This is a genomic window from Thermosediminibacter oceani DSM 16646 (assembly GCF_000144645.1).
Classification (GTDB): Bacteria; Bacillota; Thermosediminibacteria; order Thermosediminibacterales; family Thermosediminibacteraceae; genus Thermosediminibacter; species Thermosediminibacter oceani.
The window spans coordinates 1,623,343-1,641,990 of sequence record NC_014377.1; the positions used below are offsets into that span (position 1 = coordinate 1,623,343).

At 47.6% G+C, this 18,648-nt stretch carries 18 protein-coding genes and 1 tRNA gene; 7 read left to right on the plus strand and 12 right to left on the minus strand.

What is annotated here, in order from left to right:
* The first annotated feature begins 190 nt into the window (after nucleotides 1–190).
* Nucleotides 191–1,939: an ABC transporter ATP-binding protein gene (locus TOCE_RS08240; RefSeq protein WP_013276405.1), complete on the plus strand. Its 1,749-nt coding sequence runs from the start codon at nucleotides 191–193 to the stop codon at nucleotides 1,937–1,939.
* A gap of 16 nt (nucleotides 1,940–1,955) precedes the next feature.
* Nucleotides 1,956–4,031, plus strand: a complete 2,076-nt coding sequence (locus TOCE_RS08245; protein WP_013276406.1) for an ABC transporter ATP-binding protein — start codon at nucleotides 1,956–1,958, stop codon at nucleotides 4,029–4,031.
* 150 nt (nucleotides 4,032–4,181) lie between these two features.
* Here TOCE_RS08245 and TOCE_RS08250 read toward each other — a convergent pair whose 3' ends face one another.
* Together TOCE_RS08250 and TOCE_RS08255 are read right to left on the minus strand one after the other, a co-directional pair.
* Entirely contained in the window at nucleotides 4,182–4,991 is an 810-nt protein-coding gene (locus TOCE_RS08250) for an undecaprenyl-diphosphate phosphatase (RefSeq protein ID WP_013276407.1), read from the minus strand.
* Nucleotides 4,992–4,993: 2 nt separating this feature from the next.
* A complete protein-coding gene (locus TOCE_RS08255; RefSeq protein ID WP_013276408.1) occupies nucleotides 4,994–5,635 on the minus strand; it encodes a phosphoribosyltransferase in 642 nt (213 codons plus the stop codon).
* An 82-nt stretch (nucleotides 5,636–5,717) separates the two neighbouring features.
* Here TOCE_RS08255 and ndk point away from each other — a divergent pair, with 82 nt between their 5' ends.
* Complete coding sequence (gene ndk / locus TOCE_RS08260) at nucleotides 5,718–6,122, plus strand: nucleoside-diphosphate kinase (RefSeq protein ID WP_013276409.1); 405 nt, start codon at nucleotides 5,718–5,720, stop codon at nucleotides 6,120–6,122.
* 2 nt (nucleotides 6,123–6,124) lie between these two features.
* Here ndk and TOCE_RS08265 read toward each other — a convergent pair whose 3' ends face one another.
* The 4 genes from TOCE_RS08265 to polA are packed head-to-tail and all read right to left on the minus strand — an operon-like array spanning nucleotide 6,125 to nucleotide 10,949.
* On the minus strand, nucleotides 6,125–7,159 hold the full coding sequence (locus TOCE_RS08265) for a nicotinate phosphoribosyltransferase (RefSeq protein ID WP_013276410.1): 1,035 nt from the start codon (nucleotides 7,157–7,159) through the stop codon (nucleotides 6,125–6,127).
* 28 nt (nucleotides 7,160–7,187) lie between these two features.
* The gene (locus TOCE_RS08270) at nucleotides 7,188–7,703 is read right to left on the minus strand and encodes a lytic transglycosylase domain-containing protein (RefSeq protein ID WP_013276411.1); all 516 of its coding nucleotides are present in this window, start codon (nucleotides 7,701–7,703) and stop codon (nucleotides 7,188–7,190) included.
* On the minus strand, nucleotides 7,703–8,341 hold the full coding sequence (coaE, locus tag TOCE_RS08275; protein ID WP_013276412.1) for a dephospho-CoA kinase: 639 nt from the start codon (nucleotides 8,339–8,341) through the stop codon (nucleotides 7,703–7,705). The genes TOCE_RS08270 and coaE overlap by 1 nt, the downstream gene beginning before the upstream one ends.
* A gap of 13 nt (nucleotides 8,342–8,354) precedes the next feature.
* Complete coding sequence (gene polA, locus TOCE_RS08280; protein ID WP_013276413.1) at nucleotides 8,355–10,949, minus strand: DNA polymerase I; 2,595 nt, start codon at nucleotides 10,947–10,949, stop codon at nucleotides 8,355–8,357.
* Nucleotides 10,950–11,129: 180 nt separating this feature from the next.
* On the opposite strand from polA, the gene TOCE_RS08285 reads away from it, so the two are divergent.
* Nucleotides 11,130–11,495 carry a helix-turn-helix domain-containing protein gene (locus TOCE_RS08285; protein WP_013276414.1) on the plus strand — a complete coding sequence of 122 codons (366 nt, stop codon included), beginning with the start codon at nucleotides 11,130–11,132 and terminating at the stop codon, nucleotides 11,493–11,495.
* Nucleotides 11,496–11,522: 27 nt separating this feature from the next.
* Here the strand turns inward: TOCE_RS08285 and TOCE_RS08290 are convergent, their stop codons facing one another.
* From TOCE_RS08290 to TOCE_RS08300, 3 genes are all read right to left on the minus strand, one after another.
* Nucleotides 11,523–12,533, minus strand: a complete 1,011-nt coding sequence (locus TOCE_RS08290) for an SPL family radical SAM protein (protein WP_013276415.1) — start codon at nucleotides 12,531–12,533, stop codon at nucleotides 11,523–11,525.
* Nucleotides 12,502–13,338, minus strand: a complete 837-nt coding sequence (locus TOCE_RS08295; RefSeq protein ID WP_013276416.1) for a 5'-methylthioadenosine/S-adenosylhomocysteine nucleosidase family protein — start codon at nucleotides 13,336–13,338, stop codon at nucleotides 12,502–12,504. Before TOCE_RS08295 ends, TOCE_RS08290 begins: the two co-directional genes overlap by 32 nt.
* Nucleotides 13,339–13,485: 147 nt before the next feature.
* A complete protein-coding gene (locus tag TOCE_RS08300; protein ID WP_013276417.1) occupies nucleotides 13,486–14,118 on the minus strand; it encodes a hypothetical protein in 633 nt (210 codons plus the stop codon).
* Between the two features lie 170 nt (nucleotides 14,119–14,288).
* Here TOCE_RS08300 and TOCE_RS08305 point away from each other — a divergent pair.
* Nucleotides 14,289–14,376: transfer RNA gene (locus TOCE_RS08305), tRNA-Leu, on the plus strand.
* 146 nt (nucleotides 14,377–14,522) lie between these two features.
* Nucleotides 14,523–14,756: a hypothetical protein gene (locus tag TOCE_RS08310; RefSeq protein WP_013276418.1), complete on the plus strand. Its 234-nt coding sequence runs from the start codon at nucleotides 14,523–14,525 to the stop codon at nucleotides 14,754–14,756.
* Nucleotides 14,757–14,807: 51 nt separating this feature from the next.
* Here the strand turns inward: TOCE_RS08310 and TOCE_RS08315 are convergent, their stop codons facing one another.
* Nucleotides 14,808–15,497, minus strand: a complete 690-nt coding sequence (locus TOCE_RS08315; RefSeq protein ID WP_013276419.1) for a L,D-transpeptidase family protein — start codon at nucleotides 15,495–15,497, stop codon at nucleotides 14,808–14,810.
* Between the two features lie 69 nt (nucleotides 15,498–15,566).
* Between TOCE_RS08315 and TOCE_RS08320 the strand changes: the two genes are divergently transcribed.
* Nucleotides 15,567–16,235 carry a glycosyltransferase family 2 protein gene (locus tag TOCE_RS08320; protein WP_013276420.1) on the plus strand — a complete coding sequence of 223 codons (669 nt, stop codon included), beginning with the start codon at nucleotides 15,567–15,569 and terminating at the stop codon, nucleotides 16,233–16,235.
* A 45-nt stretch (nucleotides 16,236–16,280) separates the two neighbouring features.
* On the opposite strand, the gene TOCE_RS08325 is transcribed toward TOCE_RS08320, so the two are convergent.
* A complete protein-coding gene (locus TOCE_RS08325; RefSeq protein ID WP_013276421.1) occupies nucleotides 16,281–17,096 on the minus strand; it encodes an alpha/beta fold hydrolase in 816 nt (271 codons plus the stop codon).
* A 165-nt stretch (nucleotides 17,097–17,261) separates the two neighbouring features.
* Complete coding sequence (gene hcp / locus TOCE_RS08330; RefSeq protein ID WP_148218406.1) at nucleotides 17,262–18,548, minus strand: hydroxylamine reductase; 1,287 nt, start codon at nucleotides 18,546–18,548, stop codon at nucleotides 17,262–17,264.
* Nucleotides 18,549–18,648: the final 100 nt, after the last annotated feature.

An 18,648-nucleotide genomic window follows, 5' to 3' on the forward strand; every position in this document is an offset into this window, starting at 1 on the left:
TACCACGAACGGTAAAAATTATATAATTTTCACTCCAATAAGTCAAGTGACGAGCCGGGAGCTGGTTGTTGAGTCGTGCTTTTCGGCCTTTTTTGGCGGTTCTCGTTTAAAATTATATTTAAATTTATTAAAATAAAGGGTTTCCTTATTTTACATAGAATAATTATGTATCTGGAAACGGAGTGATTTTATGAGAAATTTTCTTGCCCTGCGGGATTTTTTTTACCGCTATAAGGGTATGTACGCAGTGGGTGTGCTGTGGCTCGTAGTTGTGGACTTCCTGCAGATAATTTACCCCAGGTTGCTGGGCGAAACGGCTGACGCCATAAACCGAGGGACTTTTAATAGAGATTTCGCCGTCAGGTACGTTTCCGCTCTCATATTAATAGCTTTTGCCATCGCGCTCCTAAGGTACCTGTGGCGGATGTACCTGCTTGGAAGCTCCCGGAAAATCGAATACGAGCTGAGAAATAAGCTTTACGCCCACCTGCAGACCCTATCACTGACGTATTTTCAGCACCATAAGACCGGCGATATAATGGCGCACGCCACCAACGATATCCAGGCGGTAAGACAAGCTCTGGGTATGGGAATCGTGCTGGCGGTAGATGCAGCATTTATGACGCTGGCGGCAATTTTTATGATGGGAAAGACCATAAGCTGGGAGCTGACGCTTTTTGCTCTCCTTCCCCTCCCCTTTCTGGTCTTTACCGTAACGCGGTTCGGCGCGATGATCCATAACCGCTTCAAAGCCGTCCAGGAGGCTTTTTCAAAACTCACCGAATGCACTCAGGAAAATTTCGCGGGTATCCGGGTAATTAAGTCCTTCGTACAGGAAGAAAAGGAGATGGAGAAATTTTCCCGGATCTGCCGGTATAACATGGAGACGAACATGCAGCTCGTAAAGATATGGGGGATGTTCTTCCCGCTGATCGAGTTGATCTCGGGCCTTAGCCTCCTCATCGTTATTTGGTACGGTGGAAAACTTACGATGTACGGCCGCATTTCTGTGGGCGATTTTGTGGCTTTCATCTCGTATCTTGGCCTCCTCACCTGGCCCACAATAGCCATTGGCTGGCTTATAAATTTGATACAGAGGGGTGCCGCGTCCATGGAGAGAATCAACGCTATTTTACAGGAAAAACCGGAGGTGCTTGACGGGCCCGATACTCTGCCTGTCGATGACCTGCGGGGAGAGATAGAAATCAAAAACCTGACTTTCACCTACCCGGGAGCTCAAAAACCTTCCGTCAGCGATATAAGTTTGCGGGTCCCCGCCGGCGGGAGCCTCGCCATCGTGGGCGCCGTAGGCAGCGGAAAAAGCACAATAGCAAGTCTTCTTCTCCGCCTTTATCCGGTACCGCCGGATACCGTATACATCGACGGCATCGACATCAACAGAATTCCCCTCAAAACCCTGCGAGAAAAGGTGGGGTACGTCCCACAGGATACTTTTCTCTTTGCCACCTCCGTCCGGGAAAACATAGCTTTCAGCGGTGAATATTCCGATGAAGAAATAGTGGATGCTGCAAAAATGGCAGGCATTCACGAAGATATACTGGCTTTACCCGAGCAGTATGAAACCCTCCTGGGCGAACGGGGTGTCAATCTTTCCGGCGGTCAGAAGCAGAGGATTTCGATTGCCAGGGCCCTGATCAAAAACCCGAGAATAATTATCCTCGACGACTGCCTCTCGGCTGTGGATGCGGCCACGGAAGAGAAAATCCTCGTCAATTTAAAACGGTTCTGCCGCGGCCGGACCAGTATTCTAATTTCCCACCGCATATCGACTGTAATGCACGCCGATGAAATCATAGTTCTGGACGGCGGGAAGATCGTCGAGAGGGGAACCCATGAAGAGCTGCTCGAAATCAAGGGCATATATTACAACCTCTACCAGAAACAGCTTCTTGAAAAATCTCTCGAAGAGATGAATTGAGGAAAGGGTGTAACTGTTGAACGGTTTTCACGAGGACGAACTGCAGGAAAAACCTATCGACCTTCATATTTTCAGGCGGCTCCTGAAATATGCGCGCCCTTATGCTGCCCTGATGGTATTCTGTATCCTTCTCTTAATGGTTGTCACCGCCGCGGACCTGGCTCAGCCGTACATAGTGCGCTCTGCCCTCGACGGCTATATCAATGCCTTTAAAATTCCGTATTTGGAAGTCCCCCGAGATAAAATCCCGCCGGGAGCACACACAGTCAGCTGGCATGACAAAACGCTGGTGCGAAGCAGTGACCTTTCCCAGGCACCACCCGGTGCGACTCACTACCGGATTGTAGAGCAGCACGGAAAGTATTACCTGGTCCAGGGCTTTGCGGAAAACGGTAACGTCATTATCGAAACCGTTGACGGCGAAATCGTCGCCAGGCAGGGAGAAAAGCTATTGAAAGCTTTCCCGCTTGATCCCGATGAACTCAAGCGTTTCAGGGCCCGCGACGTAGAAGGGCTCACCAGATTGTCGCTAATTTTTGTTTTAATACTTTTCATCAGGTTTGCGGTCAACTATGTCCAGGTGTACCTGCTCCAGTATGCCGGCCAGAACATCATACTCAATTTAAGGAAGGAAATATTCAGCCATATCGAAAACATGCACCTTTCATATTTCGACAAGAATCCGGTAGGGAGGCTGGTTACCAGGGTAACCAACGACACCGAAACCCTCAATGAGATGTACACCAGCGTGCTGGTAAACCTGTTCAAGGACCTGTTTTTGCTTTTGGGTATCATCATTGTCATGATGAGGATGAATTTTAGGATGGCGATAGCAGCGCTCTCCGTAGCTCCCATCATAGCCGTAGCCACCGTTATTTTTCGGAATAAAGCCCGCGAAGCTTATCGGGAAGTTAGAAAGAAAATCGCCCGCATCAATGCGACATTGAGCGAAAACATTACGGGGATGAAAGTTATTCAGATATTCAACAGAGAAGCAAAAAAGTTTGCCGAATTCGACCGTATAAACCGGGAATATTACCTGGCCACTATGAGGGAGCTTCAGGTATTTGCCGTTTTCCGGCCATTCCTGGACCTAGTGTACTACCTATCCCTCTCACTACTCATCTGGTACGGCGGGCCGAGGGTTATAAGGGGGATGCTGAGCTTCGGCACCCTCTATGCTTTCGTCCATTATATGGGCCAGTTCTTCCAACCCATCAACGACCTGGCCGAAAAATTCAACATCCTCCAGTCGGCTATGGCCTCTTCCGAAAGAATCTTCCAGGTGCTAGATACCGAAAGCCCGATCAAAGACCCGTCCGATCCGGTAGCGGTAGGCAGGTTCAGGGGAGAAATAGAATTCAGAAACGTATGGTTCGCCTATGAAGGTGAAGACTGGGTACTGAAGGACGTGAGTTTCAAAGTAGAACCCGGCGAAACCGTGGCCTTGGTAGGCGCTACCGGCGCGGGAAAGACTTCTATAATCAATCTGATCTGCCGGTTTTACGACGTGAACAGGGGCCAGATCCTCGTAGACGGCGTAGATATAAGGGATATGAGGCAGAGCGACTTAAGGCGCCAGATAGGCGTGGTGCAGCAGGACGTGTTTTTATTTTCCGGAGACATAAAATATAACATCCGTCTCAACGACACCGAAATAGACGATGAAAAGATCCGGGAAGTGGCGCGTTACACCAACGCGCACCGATTTATCGAAACAAAACCGAACAAATACGACGAAGAGGTCACCGAAAGAGGCGGCACCCTTTCCGCCGGCCAGAGGCAGCTTCTGGCCTTTGCCAGGGCTCTGGCCTTCGACCCAGCCATCCTCATACTGGATGAAGCCACATCGGCCGTTGATACCGAAACTGAGTCTCTTATTCAGGATGCGCTGGAGAAGATCACCCGGGGCCGCACGACGATAATAATAGCCCACCGCCTGTCAACCGTACAGCATGCCGACAAGATAATTGTGCTCCACAAAGGGCGGATAAGGGAATGCGGAACTCACGAAGAGCTGCTGGAAAAGAGGGGACTTTACTACAAGCTCTACCTGTTGCAGTTTAAGGAAAACCGCTCCGGAACCAACTGAAGAGCCGTTGGGTTATGGTATGTAACTACCGCCGGGTCGGGGTCATGAAACCAACAGGCTGTATTGTAAAGTAAAATCCAACAAAATAAGAGGCAAGTCATATAAATGAAGGCTTGCCTCTGTAAAAAAATAATATAATTATGAAATGTTTTATCCCACTAGCCCGGTATATACGAGTATAAGCATGATTACTCCTGCGACGATCCTGTAATACGCAAAAGATTTTAAGGAATGCTTGGTAAGGTACGCCAGAAATCTGTCCACCGCCAACAGGGCCACCAGGAAGGAAACGACAAATCCCACGCCTAAAGCCTGCCACTCCGCGGGAGTTACGGCGGAAAATCCCTTCATCAGTGAAAAGGCGGTGGCTCCCAGCATGGTGGGGATGGCCAGAAAAAAGGAAAACTCCGCGGCGGCTTTCACGGATAATCCTGCCGCCATACCGCCCATTATTGTGGAAGCGGAGCGCGACATGCCGGGAAACAGTGAAAGGCACTGGGCAATCCCGACGATCAGCGATTTCCCGGCATCCATATCATCCACGTCGTTTATACCGTAACGGCCGAAGACGTTTTCGGCTAATATCATGAGAAAACCGCCGGCTATGAGGGCAATAGCTACCGTAAAAGATGAAAACAGATACTCCTCAATATAATCATTAAGCAGCACTCCGGCTATGGCCGACGGGAAAAATGCTATCAAAATATTGAGCCAGAAACGAAACCCCTTTTGCCCCGGAGAAAGCTGCCTCAGGGAGCTCGCTATTCTCTTCCTGTAATAAAACACCACTGCGAGTATTGCGCCGAGCTGTATCACTATATCAAACATTATGTGGAAGGGGCTACCCTTAAAACCTATCAGGTCACCGGCAATAATTAGATGGCCCGTTGAGGATACGGGCAGGAATTCGGTCAGACCTTCGACTATTCCCATGATGACTGCTTTAAGCAAAAGCGGCATTTTTACTCACCTTTTCTTTTATTTTTTAACATTACCAGGACTTCATCGTCCTGCACCTCTCTGAAATCACTGTAAAACTGTCCTACAGCGTAAAAGGGCTCCTCGGAGTAAATGTAAACCACTTCGTCGACAAGATCTTGAAGCTCCCTCAGGGTATCGGGTGCTATAACCGGGGCGGCTACTATGATGCGGCCGGCGTTTAGGCCCCGGACGAACTCCACGGCAGCCTTGACCGTATAACCGGTGGCGATACCATCGTCCACTATGATGGCCGTCTTGCCTTCCAGGTTGGCGTAAGCGTCGCTTCCCCGGTACATTTCCAGCCTCCGCCTGATCTCCTCGATTTTGCGCAGCCTCTGCTTTTCGATGTAGTCCTCGCTCACCCTCAGTATTGCTACGGCATCCTCGTTCAATAAAACTCTGCCGCCGGGAACTACCGCTCCAATCGCCAGCTCCTCGTTAAACGGAGCCCCAATTTTGCGTGCAACGACAATATCCATGGGAAGGTTAAGATAGTCGCAAACAACCCTGGCTACCACCACCCCACCCCTGGGTATTGCGAAAACCACCGCATTCGCGGTGTTTTTGTATTTTTCAAGAATCCGAGAGAGCCTTTTACCTGCATCGATGCGGTCTTTAAACACGCGCATCACCTTACATAAAAAACTTGCACTGTAAAATAATTTTATGTAAAATATAGTCAAAAAATTCTGGGAGGTATGGCTTTTGGAAAGAACCTTTGTCATGATAAAGCCCGACGGCGTAAAACGGGGACTCGTCGGGACTATTTTACAGCGCTACGAACAGAAAGGGCTAACTCTCGTAGCGGCCAAGCTCCTCACCGTTTCACGGCAGCTGGCCGAAGAACACTACCGGGAACACTCTTCTAAACCCTTTTTCCGGGAACTGGTAGATTATATTACTTCCGGACCGGTTTTTGCCATGGTGCTTGAGGGCGAAAACGCTATAAAGCTGGTTCGGCTCCTTAACGGTGCTACAAAAGTGGAAGAAGCCCTCCCCGGCACAATCAGGGGTGACTTTGCCACGTCAACTACCCACAACTTGGTTCACGCCTCCGACAGCCCGGAGAACGCCCGCCGGGAAATAAACCTTTGGTTCCCGGAGCTTTAACTTTACTTTAATTTCTTTAACCTGGGATTCTCGATAATCCCAGGGATTCGTCCGCGTTTTGCTACGGGCTTACCTTCTACCATCTTGATGTCCATGGTCATATCTATGGGTGATGCACCCGATATATAGCTTCCAACCCCGAAGGCATCGGCCCCGGCTTCCGAGAGTTCCCTTATCCGGTCGGGGGTAAGCCCACCTGACACGAAAATCTTTACATAATCGTAGCCTTTCTGGTCCAGTCTCTTTCTGACTTCATAGACCAGCTCTTTGGTCACGCCTCCCCTCTCGCTGGGGGTATCAAGCCTTATCCCTTCCAGGGCTCTGCCCAGGGCCTCCGCCACCGCCAGGGATTCCTCGACCTCATCTTTAAAGGTGTCTACCAGGATAATCCTCGGCGAATCCGGCGGCATTATCTCGTTGTAAGTTCTGGCCACCGATATGGTATCCCCGGCGATCAGCATAGCGGCGTGGGGCACCGTGCCCGAAGGCTGCTTGCCCAGCAACTTGGCGGCGAGTATGCAGCTGGCGTTGCTGGCGCCGCCTATTAAGGCCGCCCTCTCCATAACCGGTGCCACTGCAGGGTGCACGTGGCGAGCCCCGAAGCAGATCATAACCTTGTCTCCCGCCGCCTCCCTGCATTCCCTGGCCGCTGTGGCCCAGCCGCTGGAATGAGCCAGTATGCCGAGGAGAGCCGTCTCAAAAATTGCGAATTCCTCGTAAGGCCCTTTTATTCGCATTATCGTCTCTTTTGGTGAGAAACTTTCTCCCTCCTGAAGGCCGTAAATCTCCACGTCCTTGTCCTTCAACAGATTCAGGACCTCTTCCACTCCGCATATAATGCCCGATTTCCTCGGGAAAACCTCTGCCACCACCTCCTTGCGGGCGAGCCCCATGTGATTCAAAATCTCCATGGTCTTTACGAAGTAAATGTCGGCGGTGGCTCCTGTTTTTATTTCTTCGTGGCTGGCCGAATAAAAAAGCCTCTGCGGTTCCAGGTTCAATTTTTTTACATCCTCAAGAGTCCTGATTTCCTTCATAAACTAACCTCCATAAAAAATTCTTAATTCATAGTTTGTACAATCTCTTGTACCAGGTATAGGCTCTTTTGACCTTATACACGAAATTTCTGGTTTCACCGAAGGGGATCAAATCTACGTCCCTTTTTCTGCTTAATACTCCGTTTTTTATCCACTCTTTTACATTGCCAGTCCCTCCGTTGTACGCCGCCAGTGCCATATTCGTATCCCCGTCAAATTCCTTTATTAGCATCGACAGATACCAGGTACCTATACGGATATTCAGCTCCGGATTGAATAAATCTCCGTTAAAATTACGGACTCCCATTTGGTCTGCAGCCCACCTGGCGGTCTCAGGCATAAGCTGCATCAATCCTATGGCCCCCTTAGGGGAAACAGCCGTGGGGGAAAAGTTGCTTTCTACTTTTATCACGGCAGCCACCAGATAAGGATCTACCTCGTATTCGGCAGCATACCTGACGATATACTCCTCGTATCTTAGAGGGTAAAGATACTTTAAAAACCAGGAAATGTTGTTATAAAGCGCCAGTAAACCCAGTAACATTAAAATGTAGACTGCTGCGTTTCGTGTTTTGAATCTTCCCACGACTTTTCAATTTCCCTCCATATCCTGTCTACTTGTTTTTTAGTATTTTCTATATCGCCGTTGTTATCTATAACCCTGGTTGCAAACTTGAGTTTTTCTTCCAGCGGCATTTGAGCCCTAATCCGTTCCAGTGCCTCGGTATAGCTTATAGATCGCTCTCTCTCAATAAGCCTTTTAACCTGGGTTTTTTCATCGACCGACACGAGCCATACCTCGTCCACCAGCATGTCGAGGCCTATTTCCAGAAGAAGGGCGGCGTCTACCACAACGACCTTCTCGTTCCTTTGCCTACATGCTTCAAGCTCTTTTTTGATCTCCTCGACAATCCTGGGGTGGGTTATCCTGTTCAGCACGGCCAGCTTTTTATCATCGGAAAAAACGATTCTCCCCAGTTTTCTTCGCTTTATACTACCGTCTTCGTTCAAAATGTCGCTGCCGAAATAATCCACGATTTCCTTCCATGCCGGTTTACCCGGCTTAACAATTTCCCTGGCTATCTCGTCGGCATCTATAATATATGCCCCTTTTTGGCGTAAAATCGCGGATACGGTGCTCTTGCCGCTAGCAATGCCACCGGTAAGGCCTATAACCTTCAAGGATGTCTCCTCCTCAGCTTATTTCTTCCCAGGTATAGCCCTCCTTAAAATCGACCACCAGCGGGACCTTCAGCGGAATGGCGTTTTCCATATCATCTTTAACGATATTTTTCACGACTTCAAGCTCGGACTTCGGAACGTCGAAGATCAGCTCGTCGTGAACCTGAATTAGCATTTTGGCCTTGAGTCCATACTCACGAAAGTGGTTGGTAATTTTCACCATGGCAACCTTTATTATATCTGCAGCACTCCCCTGAATGGGGGTGTTCATCGCCACCCTCTCGGCAAAGGACCTGAGGTTGTAGTTCCTGCTGTTAATTTCCGGAATGTAGCGCCTGCGGTTGAGGATGGTGGTCACATACCCGCTCATCCTGGCATTCCTGATGGTCTCCCGGATATAATCCCTTACCTTCGGATACCTGTTTAAGTAATTTTCGATATACTCCCGGGCTTCCGCGGTGGATATGCCCAGGTTCTGGGCAAGGCCGTAATCGCTTATACCATAGATTATACCAAAATTTACGGCTTTTGCTCTATCCCTTAAAAGAGGGGTAACCTGTTCGGGAGGAACCCCGAAGACCTCGCTGGCGGTCCTGGTATGGATATCCTCCCCTTTTATGAAAGCCTCGATAAGCCCCTCATCTCCCGATAAATGTGCCAGGACCCTCAGCTCTATCTGGGAATAATCCCCGGACAGCAAGACATGCTCGGGACTTTCCGCCACAAACACCCCCCTTATCTTCCTGCCTATATCGGTCTTGACGGGTATGTTCTGCAGGTTCGGCTCGGTACTGCTGATACGGCCGGTGGCGGTTATAGTCTGATTGAAATTGCTGTGAATACGATAAGTGCTTTTGTCAACAAGGGCCAACAGCCCATCGGCATAGGTTGACTTCATTTTCATCAAGAACCGGTATTCCAGAATCTTCTCCACGACCGGATGGGCGTTTTTCAGTTTTTCCAGGACTTCGGCATCGGTGGAATAACCGCTCTTTTTTTTCTTTATGACCGGCAGGTTTAGCTTTTCAAAAAGCACTTCCCCCAGTTGTTTCGGCGAGTTTATGTTAAACTCCACCCCCGCAAGCCGGTAAATTTCTCCGGTTAGTTCCTCCAGTTTTTCCCCGAACTCCCTTGATAGAGATTCGAGCTTTTCGGGGTCCACTTTTATCCCCGTCATCTCCATATCAGACAGCACGAAGCTCAGCGGCATCTCAACTCCGAAAAAGAGCTCTTCCATTGCGCAGCTTTTAAGTTTTTCGCTCATTATCTCCTTCAAAGGTATGAGGTACGCTACCCTCCTGCCGGGATCTTCGGTGCCTTTCAATTCCACGCCCAGGTTATCGAAGACTACGCTCTCCAGGTCATATCTGGGCTTTGAGGGGTCCAGCAGGTAAGCTGCCAGCATGGTATCAAAATTGTATACAAAATCCATTCCTATTTTAGCAAGTACCGTCCTCGCGTACTTTCCGTCGTGGATTATCTTAGTAATCCCCGGGTCGGCCAGTACGGCTTTTAGATCGGATTTCACCTCCGGGCTTTTTTCCAGTACTTCTGCCGGTACGTAAAACCCTTCCCCGCGGGAAGGCGAAAAGCCTATGCCTATAAGGTGGGCATCCATGGGATTTCTACCGTCGGTTTTCAGTTCCACGGCCAGAACTCCCGCAGCTCTTACCCTTTCCATCATCCGGCCGAAACCGCTGTAGTCGATTACGGTGCACGACAGCTTCTCAGGATGTTCTTCTTTCTCTTGCGGGCGGGGCAGTTTATTTATGAGAGTGTAAAACTCCAGCTCCCTGAAAATTTTTAGGAGCTCTGCGTAATCGGGTTCGGTTAAAGCAATCTCTTCCAGGTCGACGTCCAGCTCCACATCCCTGACGATGGTCGCCAGGCGCTTGCTGACTCGAGCCTGCTCACCGTATTTTAATATATTTTCCCGTAACTTCCCCTTGAGCTTCTCTGCATTTTCCAGGATATTTTCCAGGGAGCCGTATTCCTGCAAAAGTTTCAAGGCCGTTTTTTCTCCTACCCCCGGAATGCCGGGTATATTGTCGGACGAGTCGCCCATGAGCCCCTTCATATCGGGGATGGCCTGCGGTGGTATACCGAACCGCTCAGCCATCTTATCGGGATCGTAAATCTCCATTTCCGATATACCCTTCCTGGTAAGCATCACGTGGACCATGGGAGATACCAGCTGAAGGGTATCCTTATCCCCTGTTACGATGAGCGTAAAGATCCCTGCTTCTTCGGCTTTTTTCGACAGGCTCCCGAGTATGTCATCGGCTTCGTATCCGTCTATTTCGATATATCGGATGTTCATCGCCTTTAGTATTTGTTTTAAAACGTCGAATTGGCCCACCAGCTCTTCGGGTGTCCTGACCCTGTTGGCCTTATACTCAATAAATTCCTGGTGCCTGAATGTGGGTGACTTTTTATCAAAGGCCACCGCTATGTAGTCGGGCCGCTGTTCCTTCAGAATCCGCATCAGCATGTTCATGAAGCCGTATACAGCGTTGGTATGCACTCCCTTGGATGTCATCAGCGGCGGCAAGGCATGAAAGGCCCTGTGGATCAGGCTGTTTCCATCAATCAACATTATTTTCTTCATCACATTCACTCCTGTATACTTATTATTCACCAAAATCTTTTAAAAACCTTCTCTATGAGGAAAAATATTTGTGGGGCGACCGACATTATTCGACTCATTTTTTAATACTTATATTCTCTTTACTTTAGTTACCAAAAATTGCACCATATAGTAAGGGATACTTGTAGGGAGTTGGTCTATTTGGAAAACGGGGAATTTTTCAAGAATATAGGCAAACGAATAAGGCAGATAAGGTTGCAACGGGACTTGACGCAGGAAGAATTGGGTGAGAGGGCGAATCTCCACTACAGCTACATCGGACAGGTGGAAAGAGGCGACAAATTACCCTCCCTCAAGACCCTTTCCAAAATAGCGAAAGCCCTGAACGTGAGCCTGGATTACGTGCTGGAGGACCCCGCGACTTACGAAGCCCAGCCGGATACCGAAGCTGCCATAAATGAGCTGGTTACGATGGTTAGGACCAGGCCTGTGCAACAGATAAAACTGCTCATATCGGTATGCAGGACCATTTTGGAGGAACTGGACTCCTGGGAAAGAGCAACCTGATTATTAAAAAAAGCCCCTGCAGGGCTTTTATATAAAGATTTTTTCGGAGGGCAGGTACTTTTTCACCAACCCGGATACATATTCAATTATCTCTCCTTTTTTCCGTTCCGGATAGCTATAGATTCCATTCCTTTCTTCATAGGGATAAAAGATTATATCAGAAGCTGGAGTGATTTTCCTCATCCTCTTCAGGTAATCCCGGGAGATTCTGAACACGCCGATGCCGGCGTCGTATATTTTTTCAGGCTGAACGATAGAAAAAGTTCGGGTTATGAGATTTTCATAAGCCCGCTGCCAGTTTTCAAAATATAAAACCGGATCGAAACACAGCCTCACCTTCCAACCGTCGTCAACAGCATTTTTTATGCATTTCAGCCTGTGTTCCAGGGAAGGCGTCTTTCGCTCGTATTTCTCGATCACCTCGGAGGGCGAAAGCGTCCAGGCTAAAATGATATTATCAGCCGGTGGTAGTCGCCTTATGGCTGAATAATTTGCGCTCTTTGTTCTGATTTCGACTTTTAAGTTCCTCTTCTCCCTCGCGTACGCAATCCACCTGGAAGTAAGGGGCACTATCCTCTCCATTGCCAGAAGATCCGAATCATAGGAAAGGCAGAGGTAAACCGGCTGTCGTTCCAAGAGGCTCTCTACTTTTCTAAAATAATCCTCTATGTTGACAAAGATCACTATGTTGGCGGAAGGGTACATTCCGCGAAGGTAGCAGTACTCGCAGCTATAAATGCAGTTTAAAATTGGAGCGGTGTAGTAAAAATTTTTATTCCCGAAATCCTGGCAGACTTCAGGGCCGGGGTAAATCATTTCACCGTTTTTCTCGGCAAGGATCAATTTCCTGCTCATTTCCTGTACGATAAAATTCTGCCTTGGTCTGCAGAATACATCCTTATAGTGCTTTATCCTGATTTTCACCGCACCGGGAAACTTTTTTATAATTTCCCGCGTCACCGGGTGATCCATTACCCCTTCCTCTATGTAGATGTGGGAAAAACTTTTAATGACTGAGCATTTCTCTAATCCTTTCAAAGTATACCTTCCCCTCGTTTTTAGAGCATACTTTAATATTCAAAAAACCCTTCAGTTCTTCCGGCCCTCTTTTGTGCCTCGCCACATAAGCCCTTACCATATCTTTTAGCTGATGGGTCATTGTAACTGAAAGTTTCAGATTCCGGCTGATTTCGCGAATTATTTCCGGTTCTCCCTCATCGAAAACCATTGGATACTGCTCGTCCAGTGCATTATAGCAGGTCATCAAACTCTCTATTAAAGGAATGTTCCCCCGGATATACTCCAAAACCCTGACTGGATCCACCCTTTCCCCGTCCAGATAGTCATAGACCACCTTCACGCAGTGGATTTTATGCGGTGGAAGAAAAAAAGACGCCGCTTCGAAAAAACCTGCCCCCTCCATATCGACCAGATCACCTTCTATATGGGATTCGGGATATTCATCCTTATCTACCGGGAACGAAAAGGTCTCGAGTACCCCTTCCTTCATTGCGTGCTTTACGATAACGTCGGGGTAAAAAGCCCTTTTCGTATCGTGATTTATTACCTTGTGGCAGAGTACCGCATCTCCTTTTTTTAAGCTCTTCTCTTTCGCTCCGCAGATGCCTACGTTTAAGATTACATCCCTTTCCCCTGCTTTGAATTCCGTCAGCAAAAATGAGGTGGCGGCAGCGGAAGCCACAATTCCCATGCCGCTTTCCACAAGGACCATGTTGTCCCCGGCGAAAACCTGAAACCTGCAGGGTCGAGGTATTTTCTTCAAGCCGAAATGCTCAATTATCGGCTTTGCTTCGGTATGAAACGCGGTTACTATGTAAAACAAATGTATCACCCTATGGTTCGCTTACTAAATTTTATTCTACATAATATTAATAATGCAAAAAGGGGGCTCAGTAAAGCCCCCTTCAGACTGCCGAAAGTACTTTGTCGACGGTTTCTTTTCTAATTCACGCTTGCTCTTTCTTTATTTCTATAAGGTGTAATTCTTGCAGTCAAGCTTTTCTTCAATATCTTTTATCTCTTTCTTTATTTCTTTCAGGCCGAAATCCTTGTTGTCAAGTTTGTCTTCGATATCTTTTATCTCCTTCTTTATTTCCTTTAATCCAAAATCCTTGTTGTCAAGTTTATATTCGATTTCTTTTATCTCCTTCTTAATTTCTTTTAAGCCGAATTTGTCATCATCGAGCTTTTTCTCTATTTCCTTTACTTCTTTCTTAATTTCTTCTAAGCCGAAGTCTTTGCTGTCAAGTTTATCTTCGATATCTTTTATCTCTTTCTTAATTTCCTTTAGGCCGAATTTATCATCATCGAGTTTTTTCTCTATATCCTTTATTTCTTTCTTAATTTCTTTTAAGCCGAAGTCTTTGTCGTCCAGTTTTTTCTCTATATCTTTAATCTCCTTCTTTATTTCCTTCAAGCCGAACTTTTTGTTCAAGAGCAGGGCGATTATTGCTAAATCGAAGGTAGAAACTTTGGCGCCTTCGTCTGATTCCAGCTCGCCTACGAGTCCGTCAACAAATTGATCTATACTATCAAGGCCTTCAACGGATTCCAGTTGTTCAAATTTATCTATTAGCTTTTTTAACAGTTCAGTTTTTGTCATATCTTTGATAATCCCCCTCTTTGTTGTTTTATTGTTTTGTTTTTCTACTGTATAATATGAACATACCAACAAAAATGTTCATCGTACACGAAAGATAATTAGCCGTAGAACTAGAACAAAAAGCTCTTGAATTATTCAAGAGAATGTGGTAATATAATAATGCGGTTCGTGCCGAAGTGGTGGAATTGGCAGACGCGCTACATTCAGGGTGTAGTGTGCGAAACGCACGTGTGGGTTCGAATCCCACCTTCGGCACCAGGAAAACAAGGCTCCTGGTTGAAAAAAGGAGCCTTATTTTATTTTGTAAGAAAAAGAGCCAAAGCGGTTCTTTTTTTATTTTCAAAAACTTAGTATATATTTTTGCGGAAAAGAAGAAATATTAATATACAAAAGGAGGAGTCATCATGACACCCCCGATTGAAACCGGCGAGGACATCGAAAGAACCATCAGCGTCATAAAGTCGGCGATAATGAAAGCAGGAGCTCTGTCCGAAGACTTGGTGGAATCCATTAAAGCCGAATTGCGGGAGGCAAAACCCGATGTAGTCTGCGATTTTTTAAACAAACTTGCTCGGGAATGCCCGGCTGCGGTGGAACATTTTACAAATAGTGAAAGGGCAGAAAACCCTATTTTATAGCCGTTGGAGGATCCATATTAAAAAATTTAAAGTCCGCTTTCGCGGACTTTTTTATTCGAACCTGCATATACCTAGGGCCTTGTAGGTGGCTTCGTCCACTATGCCGGTAGCCTTGAGACCTTTGGCCTTTTGAAAGGCTTTCACGGCTTCGCGGGTTCCGGACCCGTAAATTCCGTCAAAGCTGCCATTGTAAAACCCGTGATTTGCCAGCCTCTTTTGTACTTCCATCACATCCGAACCCCTGCTGCCCTCAACGAGGGTCCTGAAGCCGAAGGTGAACGGGCCGTCCACACCGCCGACTATATAAACCTTTGTGCCTACCTTTACCCAATCGTAAAGCTGTTCGACGTGCCTGTTATGCATGCGGATACATCCGTGTGAGGCGAAACTGCCTATGGAATGGGGTTTGTTCGTGCCGTGGATGCCGTAAGTTCCCCAGGGGACGCTTAGCCTCATCCAGCGGGTGCCAAACCCCTCTCCCCATTTAGATTTTTCCGTTATCCTGAAAAGCCCGATCGGGGTAGGCGTATCAAAGGTGCCCACCGCTACCGGAAAGGTTTTGAAGGGTTTGCCGTCCACCATGACGACCAGCTTTCTTTCCAGGGCGTATATTACAATTGAAACATCACCCTGGGGTTTATCAGGTGGTTTAGGTGAGGTGGGTTGATATGCCGGTGAAGGTGAATAAAAAGACATCAAAAATATAATCATAAAAGCGATAACTCTAATACTTTTTCTCAAAAATTTCACCTCCCAGCGTTTCGGTTTTAGTTTAACCTTTAAATTTAATTTACATTCAGAGGGATCGGGATGGAAGTAAGCGTAGTGATTCCCGCCTTTAATGAAGAAGATAATATTGCATCGGTCGTAAAAAAGGCTATGGAACTTCATAATCTGCGGGAAGTAATAGTGGTGGATGACGGTTCGTCCGACCGTACTGCCAGGACGGCGGCCAGCGCTGGTGCCATTGTCATAAAACATAATGCGAATTTAGGGAAGGGAAAAGCCCTTATGACGGGATTTGAAGCCACCAAAGGCGAAATCGTTGTTTTTCTCGACGCCGACCTCCGCTTCGATACCGGTGATCTCGAGAAGCTGATAGAGGCGGTTGTGCGTGGTGATGCCGATATGACCATAGCCAGGTTCCCGCGGCCGCTAAAGAAAGGCGGCTTTGGTTTTGTAAAGGCGCTGGCAGGTTGGGGAGTTTACCTGCTGACAGGCCACAGAATATCGGCACCACTGTCGGGGCAGCGGGCGATAAAGCGGGAGGTGCTGGAGAGTGTAAAGGAGATACCCGGCGGATTCGGAGCTGAGGTCGGCTTTTTAATCGATGCGCTCCGGAAGGGCTTTAGGGTTGTCGAAGTGGATGTGAACATGAGGCACCGTGAGACGGGCAGAAGCCTCCGGGACTTCGCACACAGGGGGCGGCAGTTCGTTGACATCCTGGTGACATTGTTGCGAAAAGTGTACGCAGTATAATATTTGATACATTGTGGTTACCTGGTCGAAAAGGATGATTCAAAGTCATCCAATGAAGCGTATTAACTCGCGATTAAATTTCTCCCACTCTTCGTAAAACAATCCATGACCACTATACATAAAGGGGATGAGTTCCGATCCCTTGATTTGGGCATGCATCAATTCGGCAAACTTAAACGGGCAGACTTTGTCGTGTATACCATGGAAAATTCCAGTAGGAACATAAATTTTAGACAAATCTTGCCCTAAATCTTCATCTCGAAGGGAAACGGCACACATAGCTGTTGCATGGCCAGACGCTTCTATTCCCAGTCCATGGAACCAGTCCTTGAAACTCTCTGTTACATAACGTGCAAAAAATACGTCCCCAACGCCATCAAGCATTTTGGGGCGATCGATATAGGTAGCTTCTATTAAATCATTCCATGTCCGTTCCCACCGCTTAACTTCCTCTTTTGTTAGTCCAAATGGGCGTCTGGTGAAAGCCGCAGCACCAATAAGGACTAGTTTAGATACTTTATGCCCTGCATGCCGGGCCATGTACCGGATGGCAATTGCGCCTCCCATGGAGTGTCCAGCAAGGGTGATATCCTCTAACTGTAGAGTATCAATCACGATCCGGATGTCATCTGCCAATCGGTTGTACGAATATCCTTTCCACGGGCGATCCGACTTCCCGAATCCGCGCAAATCTATCCCAATGCAACGGTAACCCATTTTTGGAAGTTGGTTGAACTGATATTCAAACTGTTTATGATTGAGCGGCCATCCATGTATAAATAAGATTGGTTTTCCATGTCCCGGATCCAAATCCTCAACGAAAATATTTACATTTTGTTCAACCGAAATGTAGTAACCCATTTAACACTCCTCCTAGATAAAAAATATGTTTTTTGCCCACTTTGCTTCATTAGTTAAATCTTATGTTATGTTATGAAAAAAGGATAATATTGAACACTTGTCTATTTAAGGATCCCACCATTGGTCAAAAAATAAGGCATCTCCGTCTGGAGATGCCGTTAAATTTTATCCAAGCATATCGGGCAGGTCTTTGTTTACGTCGCTTATGAGTTTTAGGTTGAAGTTGTCCTGCAGCACCTTTATTACCCCGGGTGTGAAGAATTCCGGAGCCTTGGGGCCGATGTAGATATTTTTTACGCCGAGGCTCAAAAGGCCCAGCAGTATGGCTACGGCCTTCTGCTCGAACCAGGAAAGCACTATCGTAAGCGGGAGGTCATTGACCGAGCAATTGAAAGCTTCCGCCAGGGCTGCAGCTATTTTAACCGCCGAGATGGAGTTATTGCACTGCCCGAGGTCTATATAGCGCGGTATATTGGTCCCGGGCACCGTGCCGTAATCCACATCGTTGAAACGGAACTTGCCGCAGGATGTGGTGAGGATCACGCAGTCTTTGGGCAGCGACAAGGCCAGTTGCCTGTAGTAGTCGTTGCCGCTTCCGGGCGTATCGCAGCCTGCTATTACGAAGAACCTCCTGATCTTTCCGGCTTTGACTGCTTCGATGACCTCGGGAGCAATCTTGAGCACTGTTTCGTGGTGGAAACCGGTTATGACCTTTTTATCGGAGTCTGCGTTGGCCGGCGGCAGCGAGAGGGCCTTTTCGATGACGGGTGTGAAGTCATCGTTTTCTATTTTCTGAACTCCTTCCAGGCCGGCAACGCCGTAGCTGAAGAAGCGGTCGGAATAGCTGCCTTTAATGGGCATAATGCAGTTGGTGGTTCCGAGAATCGCACCGGGGAATTCCTCGAAAAGTTTCCTCTGGTCCGTCCAGGACTTACCTATATTGCCCTTGAGGTGCTTGTATTTTCTGAGCTCGGGATAACCGTGAGCCGGCAGCATTTCCGAGTGGGTATAGACGTTGACGCCCTTTCCTTCGGACTGCTTCAGCAGTTCTCCAAGGGCATGGAGGTTGTGACCCGTTACGAGTATGCAGTGACCTTCGATTTTATCCTGAGAAACAGTTACAGGTTCCGGAATGCCGAATTTGGATGTATGGGCTTTATCGAGGAGCTCCATCACCTTGATGGTGGCCTTTCCTACCTTCATTGCCATGTCGATGTGTTCCTTCAGGTTGAAGTTCACGTTGGTCAGCGTCATGTACAAGGCTTCCTGTACGGTGGCGTCTACTTCGGGATCGGTAAAGCCAAGTTCCCTGGCGTGGACCGCATATGCTGAGATTCCCTTGAGTCCCAGAATGATAATATCCTGGAGGCTGGAAATGTCCTCGTTTTTACCGCAAACTCCGATCCTGGTGCAGCCGCCTTTCGGAGTCTGCTCGCACTGATAGCAGAACATAGAATCCCTCCTCGTTTTGTCGTTCATTTAAATAATAGCGTTCTGTAACGGCAAATTCTGTGATAAAAATCACATCCCGGAGGAATTCTCTTCATGAACG